This is a genomic window from Micromonospora sp. NPDC048898, assembly GCF_043198035.1.
In the GTDB taxonomy this organism is placed as follows: domain Bacteria; phylum Actinomycetota; class Actinomycetes; order Mycobacteriales; family Micromonosporaceae; genus Micromonospora.
On sequence record NZ_JBICUF010000015.1, the window covers coordinates 60,508 to 79,661 of the forward strand.

At 70.0% G+C, this 19,154-nt stretch carries 18 protein-coding genes; 10 read left to right on the top strand and 8 right to left on the bottom strand.

Annotated elements, in window-relative coordinates; genetic code table 11:
• The first annotated feature begins 23 nt into the window (after positions 1–23).
• The 8 genes from ACGFIQ_RS29020 to ACGFIQ_RS29055 all read left to right on the top strand — a co-directional run bounded on the left by ACGFIQ_RS29020 (position 24) and on the right by ACGFIQ_RS29055 (position 9,143).
• A complete protein-coding gene (locus tag ACGFIQ_RS29020) occupies positions 24–986 on the top strand; it encodes a sulfotransferase domain-containing protein (protein ID WP_393248668.1) in 963 nt (320 codons plus the stop codon).
• Between the two features lie 54 nt (positions 987–1,040).
• A complete protein-coding gene (locus tag ACGFIQ_RS29025) occupies positions 1,041–2,858 on the top strand; it encodes a hypothetical protein (protein WP_393248669.1) in 1,818 nt (605 codons plus the stop codon).
• A 114-nt stretch (positions 2,859–2,972) separates the two neighbouring features.
• A complete protein-coding gene (locus tag ACGFIQ_RS29030) occupies positions 2,973–3,995 on the top strand; it encodes an alpha/beta hydrolase family esterase (protein ID WP_393248670.1) in 1,023 nt (340 codons plus the stop codon).
• A 47-nt stretch (positions 3,996–4,042) separates the two neighbouring features.
• Positions 4,043–5,182: an ABC transporter ATP-binding protein gene (locus ACGFIQ_RS29035; protein ID WP_393248671.1), complete on the top strand. Its 1,140-nt coding sequence runs from the start codon at positions 4,043–4,045 to the stop codon at positions 5,180–5,182.
• A complete protein-coding gene (locus ACGFIQ_RS29040; protein ID WP_393248672.1) occupies positions 5,179–6,009 on the top strand; it encodes an ABC transporter permease in 831 nt (276 codons plus the stop codon). Before ACGFIQ_RS29035 ends, ACGFIQ_RS29040 begins: the two co-directional genes overlap by 4 nt.
• Positions 6,010–6,046: 37 nt before the next feature.
• Positions 6,047–6,904: a 3'(2'),5'-bisphosphate nucleotidase CysQ gene (locus ACGFIQ_RS29045; protein WP_393248673.1), complete on the top strand. Its 858-nt coding sequence runs from the start codon at positions 6,047–6,049 to the stop codon at positions 6,902–6,904.
• A 20-nt stretch (positions 6,905–6,924) separates the two neighbouring features.
• Complete coding sequence (cysD, locus tag ACGFIQ_RS29050; RefSeq protein WP_393248776.1) at positions 6,925–7,836, top strand: sulfate adenylyltransferase subunit CysD; 912 nt, start codon at positions 6,925–6,927, stop codon at positions 7,834–7,836.
• Positions 7,836–9,143: a sulfate adenylyltransferase subunit 1 gene (locus ACGFIQ_RS29055; protein WP_393248674.1), complete on the top strand. Its 1,308-nt coding sequence runs from the start codon at positions 7,836–7,838 to the stop codon at positions 9,141–9,143. Before cysD ends, ACGFIQ_RS29055 begins: the two co-directional genes overlap by 1 nt.
• 61 nt (positions 9,144–9,204) lie before the next feature.
• Here the strand turns inward: ACGFIQ_RS29055 and ACGFIQ_RS29060 are convergent, their stop codons facing one another.
• The gene (locus tag ACGFIQ_RS29060; protein ID WP_393248675.1) at positions 9,205–11,025 is read right to left on the bottom strand and encodes a S8 family serine peptidase; all 1,821 of its coding nucleotides are present in this window, start codon (positions 11,023–11,025) and stop codon (positions 9,205–9,207) included.
• 635 nt (positions 11,026–11,660) lie between these two features.
• Between ACGFIQ_RS29060 and ACGFIQ_RS29065 the strand changes: the two genes are divergently transcribed.
• Both ACGFIQ_RS29065 and ACGFIQ_RS29070 read left to right on the top strand, forming a co-directional pair.
• Positions 11,661–12,047, top strand: coding sequence for a helix-turn-helix domain-containing protein (locus ACGFIQ_RS29065; RefSeq protein WP_357073771.1), 387 nt, complete (start codon positions 11,661–11,663; stop codon positions 12,045–12,047).
• A gap of 59 nt (positions 12,048–12,106) precedes the next feature.
• Positions 12,107–12,940, top strand: coding sequence for an SDR family NAD(P)-dependent oxidoreductase (locus tag ACGFIQ_RS29070; protein WP_393248676.1), 834 nt, complete (start codon positions 12,107–12,109; stop codon positions 12,938–12,940).
• Between the two features lie 75 nt (positions 12,941–13,015).
• On the opposite strand, the gene ACGFIQ_RS29075 is transcribed toward ACGFIQ_RS29070, so the two are convergent.
• The 7 genes from ACGFIQ_RS29075 to ACGFIQ_RS29105 all read right to left on the bottom strand — a co-directional run bounded on the left by ACGFIQ_RS29075 (position 13,016) and on the right by ACGFIQ_RS29105 (position 19,147).
• A complete protein-coding gene (locus tag ACGFIQ_RS29075) occupies positions 13,016–14,200 on the bottom strand; it encodes an IS701 family transposase (RefSeq protein WP_393248677.1) in 1,185 nt (394 codons plus the stop codon).
• Positions 14,201–14,305: 105 nt separating this feature from the next.
• A complete protein-coding gene (locus ACGFIQ_RS29080) occupies positions 14,306–15,235 on the bottom strand; it encodes a hypothetical protein (RefSeq protein ID WP_393248678.1) in 930 nt (309 codons plus the stop codon).
• On the bottom strand, positions 15,225–17,069 hold the full coding sequence (locus tag ACGFIQ_RS29085) for an AGE family epimerase/isomerase (protein ID WP_393248679.1): 1,845 nt from the start codon (positions 17,067–17,069) through the stop codon (positions 15,225–15,227). Before ACGFIQ_RS29085 ends, ACGFIQ_RS29080 begins: the two co-directional genes overlap by 11 nt.
• Positions 17,059–17,496: a VOC family protein gene (locus ACGFIQ_RS29090; protein ID WP_393248680.1), complete on the bottom strand. Its 438-nt coding sequence runs from the start codon at positions 17,494–17,496 to the stop codon at positions 17,059–17,061. Before ACGFIQ_RS29090 ends, ACGFIQ_RS29085 begins: the two co-directional genes overlap by 11 nt.
• Entirely contained in the window at positions 17,493–18,107 is a 615-nt protein-coding gene (locus tag ACGFIQ_RS29095) for a DJ-1/PfpI family protein (RefSeq protein WP_393248681.1), read from the bottom strand. Before ACGFIQ_RS29095 ends, ACGFIQ_RS29090 begins: the two co-directional genes overlap by 4 nt.
• 67 nt (positions 18,108–18,174) lie before the next feature.
• On the bottom strand, positions 18,175–18,633 hold the full coding sequence (locus ACGFIQ_RS29100; RefSeq protein WP_393248682.1) for a nuclear transport factor 2 family protein: 459 nt from the start codon (positions 18,631–18,633) through the stop codon (positions 18,175–18,177).
• A gap of 79 nt (positions 18,634–18,712) precedes the next feature.
• Positions 18,713–19,147 (bottom strand): nuclear transport factor 2 family protein, encoded by a 435-nt coding sequence (locus tag ACGFIQ_RS29105; protein ID WP_393248683.1) that lies wholly within the window; start codon positions 19,145–19,147, stop codon positions 18,713–18,715.
• Positions 19,148–19,154: the final 7 nt, after the last annotated feature.

Genomic DNA, 19,154 nt, shown 5'->3' on the forward strand with positions numbered 1-19,154 from the left:
CCCATCGTGCAGGAGGTCCTCGGATGGACACCCCGGTCCCCGGCAGGTCGATCATCATCAGCAACGGCCGGTGCGGCTCGACGCTGCTCTCGGACCTGATCGCCGAGCAGCCCGAGACGCTCTCGGCGCAGGAGTTCTTCATGTCCGTCGCACCCTGGGCGCGCAGTTCCGAGATCCTTACCGGGGCCGCGTACTGGGCGGTGCTGAGCAGCCCCAAGGCGGAGCTCGCCACCCTCTTCCGGATCGGGCTGCCGCCGAAGGAGGTGCGCTATCCGCCGACCGGTCGGTGGGCGGACCGGATGACCGAGCTGCCGCGGATCCTCGCCATCACCCTGTCGAAGCTGACCGCCGACCCGGACCGGCTCTTCGACCAGCTCGCCGAGCGGGTGCCGGACTTCCCGACGCAGTCGGTCGGCGACCACCACCGGATGTTCCTCGACCTGCTGGCCGTGGTGACCGGCAAGCGGCGCTGGGTCGAGCGTTCCGGCGGGTCGAGCCATGTCGCTCCGTACCTGTTGCGGGCATTTCCCGAGGCGAAGGTGGTGTACCTGACCCGCGACCGGGAGGCGACCGCCCGCTCGATGAGCCAGCACTCGTCGTTCCAGCTGATCCAGCTGCGGGTGGAGTTCCTCGGCCGGTGCGGGTTGGATCCGTTCCGGATCGAGCCCGGCCAGTCGGTGCCCGAGGATCTGGAGCGGTACCTGCCGGACCGCCTCACCGCCGACCTGCTCCGGGATCGGGGTCAGGACCTGCGCCGCTATCTCGGTCTGAGCGCGTTCCTGACCAGCCAGGCCGAGCAGGCGCTCACCGACCTGCCTCCGCGACATCTGCACCGGATGAGCTACGAGGACCTGGTCGCCGACCCGGTCGGGCAGCTCGACCTGTTGGCCCGGTTCCTGGAGTTCGAGGACGGGGCGGACTGGGCACAGCGGGTCGCCGGACGGGTGGTCGGTCCCGCTCGGTCCCGCGAGGTCGCCGCGGCCTGACCCGCAACAGTGCCCCACCGACCGTCATGATCCGTCGAACGAGAGGAACCATTAGTGAAACCATTCCGGATGTCGGGCCGGCGACCGCTCGCCGCGGCCGCCGTGCTGGGACTGCTGTTCGTGCTCGCGGCACCGGCGTCGGCCGCCGCGGCGATCGAGGCGGATGCGCCGGGTGCGGCCGGACATCAGCCGAGGTACGAGCGGAAGCTGATCGGGAAGGGCACCCCGGACGAGTGCTTCGCCGGTGTCGGTGTGGCCTATCCAACCGGTCCTCCGTGTGCCACCGGTCAGTCGAAGGTGAACCAGTCCTACCTGTGGGGCATGACCCAGACCGCGCAGAGCCTGTGGTTCGGCACCGGAGCGAACGTCAACTGCCTGACCAGCGGGCGCAACCTGCGCAACACGACGCCGAACCTGAACGACGACTGGGTGTGCGAGTACGGCGAGAGCCAGATCGCGAAACGCAACCCGACCCTGCCCCCCACTCTCGGCGACCATCGCCCGCCCCGGCTGTACACGTACGACAAACGTTCGCGGCGGTTGACGGAGAAGACCGACGCGGTGAAGAACGCCTCCACCACCGACGCCAACCGGCTGAGCACGACTGCCGGAATCCGGGCCGCCGGCACCCATCAGGGGGTGGCGTTCCTGGGTGGGCCCGCCCTGGGCGAGAGCATCAACCTGTTCGCCTTCGACACCGGCACCGGCGCCTTCCTCGGCTCGGTCAACCTGCTGGAGTACGGCAACATCCGCCACTTCGTGGTGGCCGACGGCGCGCTCTACGCGGGTGTCGGGGTGGGCGCGAACGGCGGCAACCGGGGGCACGTGCTGCGTTGGACCGGTTCCCGGAGCAACCCGTTCAGTTTCGTCGAGGTCGCGAACCTGCCGGCCCAGGCCGCGGATCTCACCGTGCACGAGGGGCGGATCTTCGTGACGACCTGGACGGGTTCCGGTGACGACGCCCTGGCGGCGGCCGTGCCCGGCACGGCCGACGAGCCGCTGTCCGGGGTCGCGGGGGTGTGGATGAGCCCGAAGCTGTCGCAGGGGGAACGCGGTCTCACACCGGCCGACGCCGACAGCTGGACCCAGGTCTGGTCGGTCGACGGGTACGAGCCCGACCCGGTCGTGGCCCGCACCTACGCGCTGGGTGGGCTCGCCTCCTTCAACGGCTATCTCTACTGGGGCACGATGCACGTGCCGATGAAGGCGACCACCGTGCACATCGCGACCTACCCACCGGCGGACGAGACCGCGCTGGGCACGACGGTACGCGGCACGCAGCGGGCGATCAGCATCTTCCGAGGTAAGAGCTTCGGCGGCAGCCACCAGAAGGTGGACCTGTTGTACGGCGCACCCCAGTTGCCCGCCTACGATCCGGCGGGCAACGGCGGCGCGGGCCTGTGGGCCGCCGCCTCGACCGGCTACACCCCGCTGTACGGCCCCTCGGGCATGGGCAACCCGTACAACAACTACACCTGGAAGATGGCGGTGGCCGGCGGGAAACTCTACGTGGGCACCATGGACTGGAGCTACATCTCCAAGGATCTGGGCCAGGAGACCGCCCGGCTGTTGGGTGTCACCGGTCCGGCCGCGGCCGAGCTCGGCGACGCCTCCGTGTTGGCCGACGACCCCCCGCCGGCACCGGTCTACGGCGGCGACCTCTTCGTGTTCGACTCGACCAGCAAGCCGGCCACGGTGGTGGACAACAGCGGGCTCGGCAACTACCTGAACTACGGGATCCGCAACATGGTCGCCGACGGGTCGACCCTCTACCTGGGCATGGCCAATCCGATGAACCTGCGTACGGACCCCGACGACGACGTTCCCGAGGGCGGCTGGGAACTGATCCAACTCAGTGTGAAGCACTGTTAGCCGGTTGGCCCCGCCCGTGCGTCGTGGACAGCCACGGGCGGGGCCGACCGCACGGATACACCATCCAGTACAAATCCTTACAAATCCCGAACATCCCTATGCCAGGGTGCGAATATGATGCAAATTAGTAGATCTTGGAGTCGCCGCCCGGCTCGGTACGGCCGGTGGCGACACCTGCTCGCGGTCCTGCCGCTCGTCGGAGCGCTCACCCTGCTGGCCGGTTGCGGGATGTTCCGGGACGACCCGAAGCCGCACGACGTCGGACCGGTGTCCACCATGCCGAGTGGCACCTCGACGCACACCCTCGTGATCGACGGGCAGGAGCGCGGCTTCCGCCTCTACCTGCCGGCGAACCTCGCCCGGTCGACCGCGGTTCCGTTGGTGGTCATGCTGCACGGCGCGCTGGGCACGGGCAGTCAGGCCGAGACCGCGTACGGCTGGAACGCGATGGCGGACCGCGAGGGCTTTGTCGTCGCGTACCCCGACGGGTTGAGCCGTTCCTGGGCGGTGAGCCCGGACTGCTGCGGCCCGCCCGCCCGCGACGGCGTGGACGACGTGGCCTTCATCCAACAACTGGTCTCCACCGTAGCCGACCAACTCCCGGTGGACCGCGCCCGCGTCTACGCCACCGGGATCTCCAACGGCGGGATGCTCGCATACCGCCTGGCGTGCGACACGAAGCTGTTCGCCGCGATCGGACCGGTGGCGGCGACCCAACTCGGCCCCTGTTCATCCCCCGCACCGACCTCCGTGATCCACATCCACGGGAAGGCGGACCAGACGGTGCCGTTCGACGGTGGTCCGGGCAAACGGGACAACGACGGGACCGGACGCAATCCGGTCAAGATCGACGGCCCGCCCATCCCCGACCTGCTCGGCCAGTGGCGGAAGACCGACGGTTGCGACGCGCCGGTGACCACCGCCTCGGGCCTGGTCAGCACCTCGACCGCCACCTGCCCCGGGGGACGGGCGGTCGAGTTGGTCACCGTCGACGACGCCGGCCACCAGTGGCCCGGCGCCGCCGGCCCCAGACCGGAGGCGCAACGCCTTCTCGGCCTGGATCCACCCGCGACCGCGCTGGACGCGACAGAGACCATCTGGCGTTTCTTCGACACACACGCACGAACCGGCGGCTGACCCGACCGGAGCCCATCCACCCGACAGTTCAGGACAGGGAGCAGCAGATGCCCAGCAGTGGTGGCAGCCCGGCCGCGGTCGAGGTCGCCGACCTCGTCAAACGCTATCCCGGGAGCACGACCGCAGCCGTGGACGGGCTGTCCTTCACCGTGGCCCCCGGCGAGATCTTCGGGCTGCTGGGACCGAACGGTGCCGGCAAGTCGACCACGATCGGCATCCTCACCACCCGGCTGCGGGCGTCCGCGGGCCGGGCGCTGGTCGGCGGGGTCGACGTGGTCGGCGACCCGGTCGGCGCCCGGGCCCAGTTGGCCGTCGTACCCCAGCACAACAACCTGGACCGCTCCCTGACTCCACGACAGAACCTGCTGTACCACGCCGCGTACCACGGTGTCGGCCGCGCCGAACGCAACGCCCGGGCCGACGCGCTGCTGGACCGTTTCGGCCTGACGGATCGGGCGGACAAGCGGATCGAGGCGTACTCGGGCGGCATGGCGCAACGACTCATGATCGCCCGGGCGCTGATCCACGAACCGGCGGTGCTCTTCCTCGACGAGCCCACCAACGGGCTTGACCCGCAGTCCCGGCGGTCGATCTGGGGCCAGATCCGTGAGATGCGCGGACGCGGCGTGACTGTCGTGCTGACCACGCACCAGATGAACGCGGCCGCCGCCCTGATCGACCGGGTCGGCATCGTCGACCAGGGCCGGCTGCTCACCCTGGACACGCCGGGCAACCTGGTCAGAGGGCTCGCCGGACGATCGATCCTCGACCTGACTGTCACCCCGGCCGCGCATGACGAACCGGACGAGCTGTTGCGGGCGCTTTCCGAGGTCGCCGGCGTACGCAAGGGTGAACGGCTCGCCGCGGCTCCACCGCCGGGCGGTGGGGCCGCCAACCTCCGCTCCGGCCTCGGACTCGGGGGCGGCGCGGGGTTCGGCGCGGGCACTCCGGCTGCCGCACTGGCCGCGCTGGCCCGCCGGGAACGGGCGGTCGCCACGCTCACCCCCGACCCCGGCGGGCGTCAGCGCGTCCGGTTCCGGCTGCATCTCGCCACCGACCCCGCAGCCGTGCTCGGGCCGGCGCTCGCCATCGTGACCACACGGTCGGCGACCCTCACCGACGTACACATCGCCGAGCCGAGCCTCGAAGACGTCTTCATCGGACTGACCGGAAGGGACCCACGGTGACCGACCTCGACGCTCCGCCGGCAGCGGCGACGAGCACCACGGCGACACCTCCGAGACCCAGCGCGCACCGGGTCTTCCTGGCCATCCTGCGCCGGGACATGCTGGTCACCGGCAAGGAACTCTGGGTCATCCTGGTCCAGGTCGGCCTCACCCCGCTGTTCATGCTCTTCGTCTTCGTCAAGGTGCTCGGCGGGCAGGGCGTCGTCGCCGGGAACTTCGCCGACCTTTTCCTGCCCGGCATCATCGCGCTCGCCGCGCTCACCACCGCGTTGCAGAGCGTCGCACTGCCACTGGTGAAGGAGTTCGGCTTCACCCGGGAGATCGAGGACCGGCTTCTCGCCCCGCTGTCGACGAACCTGGTCGCCGTCGGCAAGCTCGTGGTCGCGATGCTGCGCGGGCTCATCGCCGCAGCCCTCATCTACCCGCTGGGCGCACTGATGGTCGGCTCGGCACCCTGGGAGCCCGGACGGCTGCCGATGGTCCTGCTGACGGTCCTGCTCGGCGGTTGGATCGGGGGCGGCATCGGCATGACGCTGGCGACGATTCTGCCCATCCAACGGATCAACATCACGTTCTCGCTGGTCGTGACCCCGATCATCTGGACCGGGTGCATCCACTACCCGTGGCCACGGCTCTCCTCGATGCCCTGGTTCCAGACGGTCACCGCCCTCAACCCGATGACCTACGTCTCCGAGGGCGTACGCGGGGCCATGTTGCCCGGCGTCGCGCACATCCCGGCCTGGGTCTGTCTGCTGGTCCTGACCGGGGTGGCCGCGATGGTCACGGTCACCAGCGTACGAAGCTTCAGTCGGCGTGCCGTCCAGTGAACGGCACGGTCCACGCGTCTACCGGAGGTGCTCGTCGATGAACGTGCTGGAACCCCCCAGGTCCGAAGCCCCCGCGTCGGATGGCGCTTTCGCCGCCTGGTTGGCCGACCGGGCCGGCCGGTTGCTGCTGCGCGTCCGCACCGAACACGGTCACGCCGACCCGGCCGCGTTGAAGCGCGCGGGTGACCGGGCGTCGCACCAACTGCTGCGCGATGAGCTGGCCCGATGCAGGAGCGCCGACGCCGTGCTCTCGGAGGAGGACGACGGCGCACGGCAGGCCTGGGCCACGGATGCGGCCGGCTCCCCGCCGGAGCGGCTGGCCGCCAATCGGGTGTGGATCATCGACCCGTTGGACGGGACCCGCGAGTTCTCCGAGCCGGGCCGGACGGACTGGGCGGTGCACGTCGCACTCTGGCAACGGAACGCGCCGACGGAGCACCGCCTCGTCGCGGGCGCCATCGCCCTGCCGGCCCAGCACCGTACCCTCGGCACCGAGACACCCCCACCCCCGCCGACGACGCTCAGCGGTCGGACGATCCGGTTGGCGGCGAGTCGGAGTCGGCCGCCGGCGTTCCTGACCGACTTGGCGGCCCAGGTCGGTGCCGAGTTGGTCCCGATGGGGTCGGCCGGGGCGAAGATCGCCGCGGTGATCAGTGGTGAGGTCGACGCGTACGTGCACGCGGGCGGTCAGTACGAGTGGGATTCGGCGGCGCCGGTGGCGGTGGCGACGGCCACGGGATTGCACGCCTCCCGAATCGACGGATCTGCGTTGAGCTACAACGAGGCTGATCCGCGGCTGCCGGACCTGGTGGTCTGCCGGCCGGAACTGGCCGCCCCACTCCTCGCCGCGCTGCGGCAACACCTGACCCGCACGCCGGCCACGGCAGTCGGCTGACCCCGATGGAGACGGTGGACATGACCACTCCGGCGGCGTACCGGGTGTCGCATCTGGACGCGCTCGAGGCGGAGAGCATCTTCGTCATCCGCGAGGTGGTGGCCGAGCTGGAACGCCCGGTGCTGCTGTTCTCGGGTGGCAAGGACTCGATCGTCATGCTGCGGTTGGCGCAGAAGGCGTTCGCACCAGCCCGGATCCCGTTCCCGGTGATGCACGTCGACACCGGGCACAACTTCGACGAGGTGTTGGACTACCGGGACCAGCAGGTGGCCGAACTCGGCCTGCAGTTGGTGGTGGCGAGCGTGCCGGAGGCGCTGGAGGCGGGCCTGGTCCGCGAGCCCGCTGACGGAACGCGCAACCGGATCCAGACGCCTGTGTTGTTGGCCGCGCTGGAGAAGTACCGGTTCGACGCGGCGTTCGGCGGGGCGCGGCGGGACGAGGAGAAGGCCCGGGCCAAGGAGCGGATGTTCAGCTTCCGGGACGACTTCGGTCAGTGGGATCCGAAGAACCAGCGGCCGGAGTTGTGGTCGTTGTACAACGGGCGTCACCACCCGGGTGAGTCGATCCGGGTGTTCCCGTTGTCGAACTGGACCGAGCTCGACATCTGGCACTACATCGCCCGGCAGCGGTTGGCGTTGCCGTCGATCTACTACGCCCACGAACGTACGGTCATCGAACGCGACGGGATGCTCTACGCGGTGAACGAGTTCATCGCCCCCCGGGGGTCGGAGGAGCCGTTCAAGGCGCGGGTGCGGTACCGGACCGTCGGCGACGCCTCGTGCACGGCGGCGGTGCTGTCCGAGGCGGACACGGTGGACCTGGTGATCGAGGAGGTCGGGGCGACCCGGATCACCGAGCGGGGTGCGACACGGGGTGACGACCGGGTGAGTGAGGCCGCGATGGAAGACCGCAAACGGGAAGGCTACTTCTGATGGGCGTGACTGCGGTTCCGGTGGCCGAGGACGTGACGCCCGAGGGGCGGGCGATGGACCTGTTGCGGTTCGCGACGGCGGGCAGCGTCGACGACGGTAAGTCGACGCTGATCGGCCGGTTGCTCTACGACACGAAGTCGTTGTTCACCGACCAGTTGGCGGCGGTGGAGGCGGTCAGCGCGGCCCGGGGCGACGAGTACACGAACCTGGCGTTGCTGACCGACGGCCTGCGTGCGGAGCGGGAGCAGGGCATCACGATCGACGTGGCGTACCGGTATTTCGCCACCCCCCGGCGGAAGTTCATCATCGCCGACACCCCGGGCCACACCCAGTACACCCGGAACATGGTCACCGGTGCCTCCACCGCCGACCTGGCGTTGATCCTGGTCGACGCCCGTAAGGGTCTGGTCGAGCAGTCCCGCCGGCACACGTTCCTGTGTTCGTTGCTACGGGTGCCGCACCTGGTGTTGTGTGTCAACAAGATGGACCTGGTCGACTGGTCGCAGGAGGTGTTCGAGCGGATCTCGGACGAGTTCACCGCCTTCGCGGCGAAGTTGGAGGTTCCGGACCTCGCCGTCGTCCCGGTGTCGGCGTTGCACGGCGACAACATCGTGACCCGCTCGGAGCACACTCCGTGGTACGAGGGCCCGTCGCTGCTGCACCACCTGGAGCGGGTGCACATCGCGAGTGACCGCAACCTGGTCGACGTCCGGTTCCCGGTGCAGTATGTGATCCGCCCGCAGTCGACCACGTTCACCGACTACCGGGGTTACGCCGGCCAGGTCGCTTCGGGTGTGCTGAAGCCGGGGGACGATGTTCTGGTCCTCCCCTCCGGGTTCACCTCCCGGATCGCGGGAATCGAGACGGCGGACGGACCGGTCACCGAGGCGTATCCGCCGATGTCCGTCACGGTCCGGTTGACCGACGAGATCGACATTTCCCGGGGAGACCTGATCTGCCGGCCGAACAATGGCCCGTCGGTCGCGCAGGACATCGAGGCGATGATCTGCTGGATGGACGAGAGCACCCCGCTGCGTCCCGGCGCGAAGTACGCCATCAAGCACACCACCCGCACCGCCCGGGCCGTGATCCGCGAACTGCACTACCGACTCGAGGTGAACTCGCTGCATCGTGACGAGGCCGCCACCGAACTCGGGCTCAACGAAATCGGCCGCGTCCGCCTGCGTACGACTGTCCCGCTCTTCGCCGACGAATACCGGCGTAACCGCACCACCGGCGGTTTCATCCTGATCGACGAAACCACCAACCGCACCATCGCCGCCGGGATGATCGTCGACGCCAACTGACCTACGAAAAGGGCCCTTCCCGCTACCGGAAATCGGAGCGGAAAGGGCCCTTTGTCACGTCTCAGAGCGTAAGGGTCCAGGTGTTGATGTAGCCGGTGTCACCGGAAAAGACGTCTCGCACTCGAAGCAGCCAGGTGCCGTTCGCCGTTTCGGTGGAGAGATTCGCGGTGTAGGTGGTGTTGACGTTGTCGGCACCGTCGAAGAAGCCCTGGTTCTTCAGCCGGTAGGCCGTACCGTCCGGTGCCACCAGATCGATGATCAGGTCGCCGCGGAAGGTGTGCACGATATTGACCGCGATCGTGGACGCCGAGGAGGCGTTACGGTTGCAGCCGGCGATGACAATGCTGCTGGTCACCGCCGTGTTGGTGTCCGGAATCGCCACGTCGGTGCCGTTGGTGCCCGAGCAGCCGCCGCCACCCGTGCCGGTCACCGTCAACGAGTACGTGGCGCTGCGCGTACCCGCGGTGCCGGTACCGGTGACACTGACGCTGTAGGTGCCGGAGGGAGTGCTCGCCGAGGTGGCGATGGTGAGCGCGGACGAGCCGCCGGAGGTGACAGTGGTTGGACTGAACGAGGCGGTGGCGCCGCTCGGCAGACCGCTTGCCGACAGGCTCACCGACTGCGCCGAGCCGCTGGTGGTCGCGGTGCTCACGGTGGCACTGACCGAACCGCCCGGCGCGGTCGACCCGGCTGTCGGCGACACCCCGACGGAGAAGTCGTTGGCCGGTGGAGTGCCGTCGTTGACCACGTAGAGCAGCTTGTTGGGGGAACCGGTGCCGGGGTTGGTCACCACGTTGTTCGTCGCGTTGTTCACCAGGTAGTCCCGGACCTGCTGGGGGGTCCAGGTGGGGTTGGCGGAGGCGACCAGGGCTGCGGCGCCGACCACGTGCGGGGTGGCCATCGAGGTGCCGCTGATCGTGTTGGTCGCGGTGTTGCTGTTGTGCCAGGCCGACGTGATCGACGAGCCGGGCGCGAAGATGTCCAGGCAGGTGCCGATGTTGGAGAATGACGACCGGGCGTCGGTGCTGGTGGTCGAGCCGACCGTGATCGCCTCCGTCGTCCGGGCCGGCGAGGTGTTGCAGGCGTTGGCGCCGTTGTCGTTGCCCGCGGCGAGACCGTAGGTGACGCCCGAGTTGATCGAATTGCGGACCGCCGTGTCGAGCGACGCGTTCGCACCGCCGCCGAGGCTCATGTTCGCCACGGCCGGCTTGATCGCGTTCGCGGTGACCCAGTCGACGCCGCCGATCACACCGGCGTTGGTGCCGCTGCCGGAGCAGTTGAGCACCCGTACGCCGACCAGTTGCACGCCCTTGGCCAGGCCGTAGGAGGAACCGCCGACGGTGCCGGCGACGTGCGTGCCGTGCCCGTTGCAGTCGTCGGCGGAGCCGCCGTCGACCGCGTCGTAGCCGCTGGTGGCCCGGCCGCCGAAGTCGTTGTGGGAGAACAGGATGCCGGTGTCGATGATGTACGCGTGCACGTTGGTCGCTGTGTTCGGATAGGTGTACGAGCTGTCGACCGGCAGGTTGCGCTGGTCGACCCGGTCCAGACCCCAGGACGGGGGGTTCGGCTGAGTGCCGGAGATCCGGACCGTGTGGTTCTGCTCGACGTACGCGACGTCGGGGTGCGCGGCGATCCTGGCCGCCGTCTTGGCGCCCGCCGTGATCTCGAAGCCGCGTAGCGCCGTGGAGTAGGTCCGAGCGACCGCTCCGCCGTGCTGGACAGCCAGCCTGCTGGCGGTGGCACCGACCTGCGCCCGGCTCACCGCGCTCTCCTTGAACACCACGATGTAGCTGTCGGTGACAGCCGTGGCACCGCCGGCACTGCGGATGACGCCCTCCGGCTCGGCCGCCACGGCCGGCGTGGCGGCCGTCAGTAGCAGCATCGCGGCAGCGCCCACCACAGCCACTTTCCTCGGGAGATTCACTCTCCCCCTCCCTTCGATCGGCACTCGTTCGTCCACTCGCCCACGACGAGAGATCAATAGTTGCCGATTAGTAAGAGATTACTCAAGGAGGGCGACAAAAGACAGGTGTCGAATCGTCTATATCATTCGAGAGATGGGGTCCAAGGTATGGAACAAATTCATTCCACGGCACCGGGATTAGTGATCGGCGGTCAAAGCCGACGACCGGTCAAGGCCGCCCCGATCGCGGTGTTCACAACCTCCGCCGCCTCAGCCTCACCCGCGGCAGGCGAGGCGGCAGGGGCAAGGGGACAGAGCCGACTGGCAGGTTTGACCCACGCCAGGACCGTGCTCGGCTCGTTCCTGCGGACCTTCACCCATGGCCATGTGCGGCAGTTGCAGGCCGCGGCCCGGGGCACCGTCGTCGGGCTGGCGGCCCGGACACCGGCCCTGGCCGGCGACGGCGTGCTGGCCTTTGTGAATATCGGCTCGATGCTGCGCCGGGTCCACGGCACGACCGCTGCCCGACCAAGCATGGCCGAGGCGGGCCCCCCTCCACTCCGGAGAGTGACTTTGGCAACACGCTTTTCTCGGGCTGCGGGTACTATGCCTGCGTGGGCGTATTCATGCGGCCGGGCGACGTCTTCCTGGCGGACTGCCCGGCACGGCTGGCTATCGAGCTGGTGGCGGACAAGTGGTCCGTAGTGGTCATCTACGGGCTCAGTCAGGGTCCCCGGCGGCACAACGAGTTGAAGGCGCTGATCGGTGGCGTGTCGTCCAAGGTGCTCGCCCAGACGATGCGGCGACTGCAGCGGCACGGATTGGTCGGACGCTCGGCCTTGCCCGAGCAGCCGTCAATCGCGCAATACGAGCTGACCCCGCTGGGGCAGACCCTGGTCGAGCCGGTGGAGATGCTGTCTCGCTGGGCCGAGCAGCACGGATCGGACGTGCTGCAGGCCCAGGGGGAGCAGGCCGGGGCCGTCGCGGTTACCTCGGAGTAATCGCACGCCGTCTACCGTGGAAGAGACGGATGTGGCGGCGCGATGGGAGAGAGCGGCAGATGGCAGTCGCGTTGGTGACGGGCGGCAATCAAGGGCTGGGCCTGGCCCTGGTGCGAGGGCTGTGCCGGGAGTTGGGGCCCGAGGCGCAGGTCTACCTGACGGCTCGCGACCCGGCGCGTGGTGAGCAGGCGGTGGAGCTGTTGCGTGCCGAGGGTCTCGCCCCGCGGCTGCACCCGCTGGACGTGACGGTGGAGGCCAGCGTCGCGGCGGCGGCCGACATGATTCGTGAGCGGCACGGCGGGCTGGACGTGCTGATCTCCAATGCCGCGGCCCGGATCTCGCGGGACCTGCCCCCTGCCGAGCAGGTGGCCGAGTTCGTGGACACCAACAACCATGGCACATATCGCATGCTCCACCACTTCCTGCCGATCCTCAACGAGCACGCCCGGCTGCTCGTGGTGGCCAGCTCGTTCGGCTCGCGGCGGCACCTGCCCAGACCGCTGTGGAGCGCCTTTGACACCGACCGGATGAGCCTGGAGGACGTCGAGGACGTGATGGACGAATACGTCCGCCTGGTGCAGAAGGGCGAGGCCGACGCCCGGGGCTGGCCGGGCTGGATCAACATTCCGTCGAAGGTCGGCCAGGTGGCGTCGGCCCGGGTGGCCGCTCGGATGGTGGAGCGCGACCGGCCCGGGCGCGACGTCTACGTCGGCGCGGTGTGTCCCGGCCTGGTCGACACCGATGCCTCCCGCCCCTGGTTCGATGACATGTCGTCGGCGCAGAGCCCGGACGAGGCGGCCCGTGACGTCGTCTGGCTGGCCACCCGGCCGGCCGGCAGCACGCCGCCGGCCGGCGAGCTGGTGCAGCACCGGACGGTCTTGTCCTTCGGATGAGCTGGCCTCGGACGCCGCGACCGGCGTTTGCCGGTCCGGTCCGGTCGCGGCGCCCGGGCGCCCGGGCGCCCGCGCTCAGCCGGCCTGCTGCTCCTGCTGCTGGGAGCGGATCTCCAGCTGGGCGAAGGCGTAGGCGGCCGACACGAGCGTCATGTGGTGGTGCCAGCCGCGCGACGAGCGGCCCTCGAAGTCCAGCAGGCCGTACCCTTCGCTCAGCGTGTCGACATCCTGCTCGCGGCGCGCGGCGAGCTGGGCCAGGGTGAGCACGTGACCCACCTGCGACTCCGGCAGGCCGGTCAGCCAGAAGTTGGCCGCGCCCGATGCCGCCGCTGACCAGACGGCCACGAGCAGGCAGTCGACCCCGCCGCCGGAGCCGGCCACGGTGCCCGGCAGCCGGACCGGCACGGTGGTGACATACGAGCGGCGCAGGGCGGCGTCGTGCAGTTGCCGCCACATGATCGGTTGCCGGCGCGCGGTCGTCTCCTGCACCAGCGAGCGGATCTGGGTCAGCCCGAGCCTCGCCCCGCCCGGGAGCGACGGCTGGGCCTGCTGGCGGAGCACCGGCATGCTGCCGTTGACTTCGACAACGAACGGCAGGCCGCGCTGCCGCAAGCCCTGTAACAGTCGTTCCACGCCGGTGACGTGCCGCAGCCCGACCAGCAGTGGACGCACCGGTACCGCCGCCGCCACGTCGTCGGCCATCGCGAGCACGTGGCCCCACTCGGTCTGCTCGCTCGGGCCCGCCTCTCTGCGGCCAGGGAGCCACGAGCGCGCCCCGGTCCCGGCCGGTGAAGGCAGCACCAGCCGCCAGTCGACGGGCGCGCTCGTCTCGGCGTCCGATAAGAACAGGCCCAGGCCGTACTGGCAGTTGAGGGTGCGGCCGGTCTGGGGGACGTAGCGGCGGGCGACACCGGCTGTCTGGCCACCCCGCTTGGGGATGTATATGGGGCGGATGAGCCACGCGTGCGCGGTCATGCGCTCGTCGACGTAGCGGGCTGTCCGGCGGCGGACCGGGGCCCAGTCCCAGGGGCTCTGGTTCACGAACTGCTGCAGAGACTGGACGGCGTCCGGGGTGTCAGCACCCTCCGCGATGCTTCGGACCGAACGCCGGCCGTTGCCCAGCAGCAGGCCGCGTATGTACGTCTCGCCCCAGCGGCGCTGGTCCGCGCGGGGCATCTCGGCCATGATCTGGTGCGCGAACCGGGTGAGACCGTCGCGCGCCGGTAACAGGGCCGTCTCGGTCCATGGATGGTAGGGCATCGTGGTACCTGTCTCTCGTTCGCCGGTCACAATGTTCATCGATATGGCAGCGTGAGGCGCAATGATTACAAAATGTTGTCGGCGTTCCATGGCCGCGTCTCTTCGTCACCGCCGGCGATGCCTGTTGTCACGCTCCGCAAGGGCGCCCCCGTCATCGCCTGCCTGGCCTGTCGCACCGGTGCGGCCGTCGTCGTCGCGAAGGGCACCCAGCGACATCCGGTCGGCGAGAAGCCGGTCCGACCGCACCACCTCGGCCACGTCCCGCTCCCGACCGGCCGGGACGACACTGTCCGGCAGATGCAATCCATCCACTCCGTAGTCCTGCACCCAACACCGCAGCGCCTCCCGCAGGAACCACCCGTCACCCTCCGCGATGCGCGCCGCCGAGCTGATGTCGAGCAGCACTGCCAGTCCGGCATCGCGCAGGTGGCGGATCAGCGCCCGGCACTCCCCGTCCGGCCGGTTACCCGGGCCGGCGGCGGCGAACAGGCCCACCGGGAGCCCGCCGGCGCCGGGCGCGAAGCGGTGATGGTCGGCGGCGAGCACACCGCTGAGCACCACCGCTCGGACGCCGTCGCGGAGGAACTCCGGGATCCGGTCCGCGAGCGCCCGATACCCACCGGTGCTCAGCGCCGCCGTGGCCACCGGACCGTCCGGCACCGGCCTGCCGGCACCGGGCAGGGCCGGGGCACGCCCCGGCGTGATCCGGCAGCGCCATCCGTCCGGGCCGTCCGGGCTCCGCAGCAGGACCCGGGCGTACGGGTCGAGCACCGCCCGGCCGTCCTGGACGTAGTGGTAGTCGACCAGGTCCGGGGCCAGCCCGAGGACGACGACACTGAGCAGGCCGCCGTCGTGGCGGACGTCCGGCATCGGCACCTCGGTCAGCCGGCGTCCCTCGTCCGGGTCCACCAGGACCAGCGAGGTCTGCCGGGCGGCGCCGGCCGGCACGGTGAACTCCACGCCCCCGGCCAGCAGCCGGGTGCCACCGAAGCCCGCGGTGCCGGGCCGCGACCGCAGGCCCCCGTCACCGGCCACGGTCGACCGCTCGCAGGGTGGCTTGCACGGTGAGCCGGTGCGCGGAGCGGGGCAGCCGCACGAGCAGCGCCGAGGGGTCGAAGTCGGTGAAGTCGGTGCCGTCGATCCGCACCCGCTCCAGCCGCACCCGGCCCCGGGGCAGCACATCTGGGGCCACCCGCAGCAATCCGTCCGGGAAGCGGGCGTCGGGTCGCGGGTTGAACCACAGGTTGAGCGGTTCCCCACGCACCAGCAGGTCGCCGTACACGGTGGCCAGATAGGCCAGTTCGGCCGAGTGATACATGCTCATCGAGTGGCTGCCCTTGGCGCGCTCGTCGCCGCTCCGCAGATACGGGATGCCCCCGGCCTGCACCGCGAAATACACGCCGCCGGCCTCCTGATCGAGAAAGAAGGCGTTGTAGAACGCTGCGGCCTCGCGTGCGTGCCGCAGGTGGTCGAGGCCGTCCGGCCCGACCGGCCCGTGGTGTGCGGCGCCGCTGAGGTACGCGAGGATGGCCTGTTCCTGCTGCCACCACGCCTTGCGGTCGTGCCAGACGAACTCGTGCCGGCCGCGGTGTGGCCGGCGGTGCAGCACGTCGTACCAGCCGCCGCGGTAGGGGTCTCGGCCGATCGCCGGCAGGTCCGCCGCGAGCCGGGCGGCAACCGCCCGGTATTCGGCCTTGCCCACCAGCGCCTGCATCCGGTGAAGATTCCAGACGATCTTCAGGTTGTGGCCGACCACGCCGTGGTCCTGTTGCCATCCCCACCCGGTGTCCGGCGTCCAGTCCTCATGGAAGCGTTCCCGGACCAGCGGCAGCCCCGCCGGATCGGGGAAGTGCTCCACGATCATGTCGAAGGTGTGTTCCAGCATCCGCCGGTAGCGTTCCTCGCCGGTCGCCAGGTAGAGGTTGAACAGGTAGGCGGGTGCGTGGTCGCCGACGGAGTTCCAGTTCTTCCGGGACCGATTCGGCCCCAGCGAGGCGGCGTGCGGGTCCAGATCCACCGGGTCCACATGCGAGTAGTAACCACCTCGTCGGGGGTCGGCGTAGACCGTCTCGAAGAGCCGGACTGTGCCCTCGATATCGGCCAGCAGCGCCGGATCGCCGGTGACCCGGTAGGTCTGCACCAGCCCGACGAGCGCGTAGATCTGCTCGTAGGCGGCCAAGGCGCCGGCGTCGTCGCCGAACTCGGAGGCAAGCACGGTGCGGCGTGGCCCGGGACCCACGTCCAACGCGTGCTGCCAGTAGGTGACGGCACGCACGGGATCCACCACCCGCAGGTGCCGCTGCTGGTATTCAGCGCCGCGCTCGGCCACGTCCAGGAAGTCGGCGTCCCCGGTGAGCAGGTAGGCGGTCGCCATCCCGTACACCAGGCGGGCGAGCGTGTCGGTCTCCTGGCGGTCCCCGATCAGCCGGGCCCCGGCCAGGTCGACGCCGGTGCGGTAGGCGGCGAAGTCGGCCGGCCCCGTCCCGAACTGCGCCCGCCGGTAGAACTCGGCCAGTGACCGGAGCTGGCCGACCCACCACCCGGGCCGCTCGAACAGGTACGGCTCGGTGGCGCTACCGACCACCACGATCTCCTGTGGAGTGTGGCGCACCGAGCCGGCCTCGACGTACGCCGGGCCGTAGGCGAAGATCAGCCGGCCCGGCACCAGCTCGTCGCCGAGCCGCCCGGTGACCGAGACCCGTTCGGAGCCCAGGTTGTGTAGCAACCGGGCATCTGTGGTGTCGGTCAGGTGCAGCGATACGACGTCGCCGCCGAACGTGCGCACCCGGATCCGGCTGCCGTCACCGGCCACGACGTACCCGCCGACGGTGTCGGACATGGTGCGCGTGGCGAGTGGCTCAGCGCTCACCGTGACCGCCTTGGCCCGGCTGAGGGTCCCGGTAGCCCTGACTGACCTCGACCACGACGCCGTCCGGGTCGGCGAGCCAGACGGTACGCCAACCGGGGATGAAGCCGTCGAAGTCCAGCGGCCCCAGGGTGATCCGGGCGGCGGGGCCCATCGCCCGCACGAACTCGTCGACGTCCGCGGTCTGGAACGCGATGTGGCGCACCGTCCCGGGAGCCGGCGGCCCGTCGGCCGTGGGCTGTCCCGCCTCTTGCACCGGCTCGCTCGGGCCGAACAGCTCCAGGTAGACGTCGCCGGAGCGCAGGAAGACGATCTGGCTGCCGCCGAGGTCGAAGTGCTGGGTGCGCCGGAAGCCGAACCACCGGGTGTAGAACTCCTCGGTGTCGCCGAGCCGGCGGCAGTTCAGGGCCACGTGCGAAAAGCGGGTCACGGCAGGATCTCCTCGGTCGCGAGAATGCGTTCGATGACGGTGCGGGCGAAGACGTGGGCCTGCTCGACGGTGCGACCGGTCACCAGGTCGCCGTCGACGACCACGTCGCTGCCGACGTAGTTCGCGCCCATGTTGCGTACGTCGCCGACCAGGTTGTTGTGGCAGGTGACGGAGCGGTCCTCGATCAGCTCGGGGGCGGTCGACATCAGCCAGAGGCCGTGGCAGATGAAGCCCTTGACCAGGTGGGGGAGCCGGAACGCGCGGCGCAGCAACTGCACGGCCGGTGCCGGGCGATCGACGTCCTCGGTGTAGCGGAGCCGGTCCGCGACCATGCCGGCCGGCACGATCAGCGCGGAGAGCCGGGCGATCTCGGCGAAGTCGAGGCGTTCCAGGTCGCCGTCGACGGTCAGCGGCGCCCGGTATTCGTGACCGGTGAAGGTCAGCGAGTCGTTGCCCCACAGCCGGGTGAGCAGGACGACCTCGGCGCCCTCCTCGGCGAATCGCAGGCGGTAGTAGGAGATCTCCGGCTCGACGTAGTCGCTTTCGAGCAGGATGCCGATTCGGCGCCCGGCGAGGCGACCGCGTTGCGGGTGGTATCCGTGTGTGGTCATCGTGATCTTTCGGGGAAGGGCCGGGCCGGCCGCCGTCCGGCGGCCGGCCCGGCTGTGCGGGAGGAGATCAGACGGTGACCCGGCGGCCGTCCGAGCCGACCGGCGACCACCACTGGTTGAAGTTGGTCACGCCGTCGCCGAAGATGGCGCCGCGGCCCTCGACGATCCGCCCGTTGACCCACTTGAGCAGGTGCAGGCCCTCGATCTGCAGCCGCTCGTACGGCGACTCGACACCGGCCGCGGCGTGCGCCCGGGTGCCGGAGGTCCGGTTCACGTCGATGGAGTAGCCCTCGTCGTTCACCAGGATGGTGACCGGGTCGATGACGAACGAGCCGCCGGAGGCCTCCTGCACCTTGTCGATGAAGTCGAGGAAGGTCTCGAGGCCCTCGTGCCAGCCGGCGTACTGGTGGTTGCCGGGGGTCAGGAAGCGGACCTCCGGGTCCCAGTACTCGGCGGCCCGGGCGCGGTCGCCGGACATCAGTGCGTCGTAGGCGTCCTTGACGCGCTGCGGGGTGAGTTCGGACATGGTGGTCTCCTTGTCTCGTGGTGCTCGGTGGTCCCGCGGTGCGCGGGTACCGGAAGGGGTGCCGCCGCGGGCGCGGCGGTCAGAGCTCGGCGGAACCCGGCATCGGGGCCAGGTCGTCCACCGCGTAGGAACGGATCCGGGGCTGGCCGTCCTGCAGGACAACCGACCAGGTCTGGCTGGCGTCGAAGCCGAGCCACTCGCTGGTCGCCGCGGGCGGGTTCCACACCCGGGCCTGCCAGTTGACCAGGACCGAGACGTCGGCGTGCAGCGGCGAGAGCAGCTCGACGTCGACCCGCTTGACCTCGTGGATCTCGTCGAAGAACCGGTGGGTGACGGTGTCGTACCAGCCGCCGAAGTCGTCCGCGGTGCGCAGGGTCGCCTCTGGGAACTGCATGGTGAGGCCGTTGTCGGCCAGGTACGGCAACACGGCATCGAGCGGGTCGTGCCGGTCCAGGGCGTCGTACCACTCCTGGACGAGCCGGCGGACGGATTCGACGCTCAGGGCGTCGGGCATGGTCTGC

Bases quoted from the DNA above. Each gene is read 5' to 3' on its own strand.
- ACGFIQ_RS29020 (WP_393248668.1), top strand. From the start codon at position 24: ATGGACACCCCGGTCCCCGGCAGGTCGATCATCATCAGCAACGGCCGG.
- ACGFIQ_RS29030 (WP_393248670.1), top strand. From the start codon at position 2,973: ATGATGCAAATTAGTAGATCTTGGAGTCGCCGCCCGGCTCGGTACGGC.
- ACGFIQ_RS29035 (WP_393248671.1), top strand. From the start codon at position 4,043: ATGCCCAGCAGTGGTGGCAGCCCGGCCGCGGTCGAGGTCGCCGACCTC.
- ACGFIQ_RS29045 (WP_393248673.1), top strand. From the start codon at position 6,047: ATGAACGTGCTGGAACCCCCCAGGTCCGAAGCCCCCGCGTCGGATGGC.
- cysD (WP_393248776.1), top strand. From the start codon at position 6,925: ATGACCACTCCGGCGGCGTACCGGGTGTCGCATCTGGACGCGCTCGAG.
- ACGFIQ_RS29055 (WP_393248674.1), top strand. From the start codon at position 7,836: ATGGGCGTGACTGCGGTTCCGGTGGCCGAGGACGTGACGCCCGAGGGG.
- ACGFIQ_RS29060 (WP_393248675.1), bottom strand. From the start codon at position 11,025: ATGCTGCTACTGACGGCCGCCACGCCGGCCGTGGCGGCCGAGCCGGAG.
- ACGFIQ_RS29070 (WP_393248676.1), top strand. From the start codon at position 12,107: ATGGCAGTCGCGTTGGTGACGGGCGGCAATCAAGGGCTGGGCCTGGCC.
- ACGFIQ_RS29075 (WP_393248677.1), bottom strand. From the start codon at position 14,200: ATGCCCTACCATCCATGGACCGAGACGGCCCTGTTACCGGCGCGCGAC.
- ACGFIQ_RS29095 (WP_393248681.1), bottom strand. From the start codon at position 18,107: ATGACCACACACGGATACCACCCGCAACGCGGTCGCCTCGCCGGGCGC.
- ACGFIQ_RS29100 (WP_393248682.1), bottom strand. From the start codon at position 18,633: ATGTCCGAACTCACCCCGCAGCGCGTCAAGGACGCCTACGACGCACTG.
- ACGFIQ_RS29105 (WP_393248683.1), bottom strand. From the start codon at position 19,147: ATGCCCGACGCCCTGAGCGTCGAATCCGTCCGCCGGCTCGTCCAGGAG.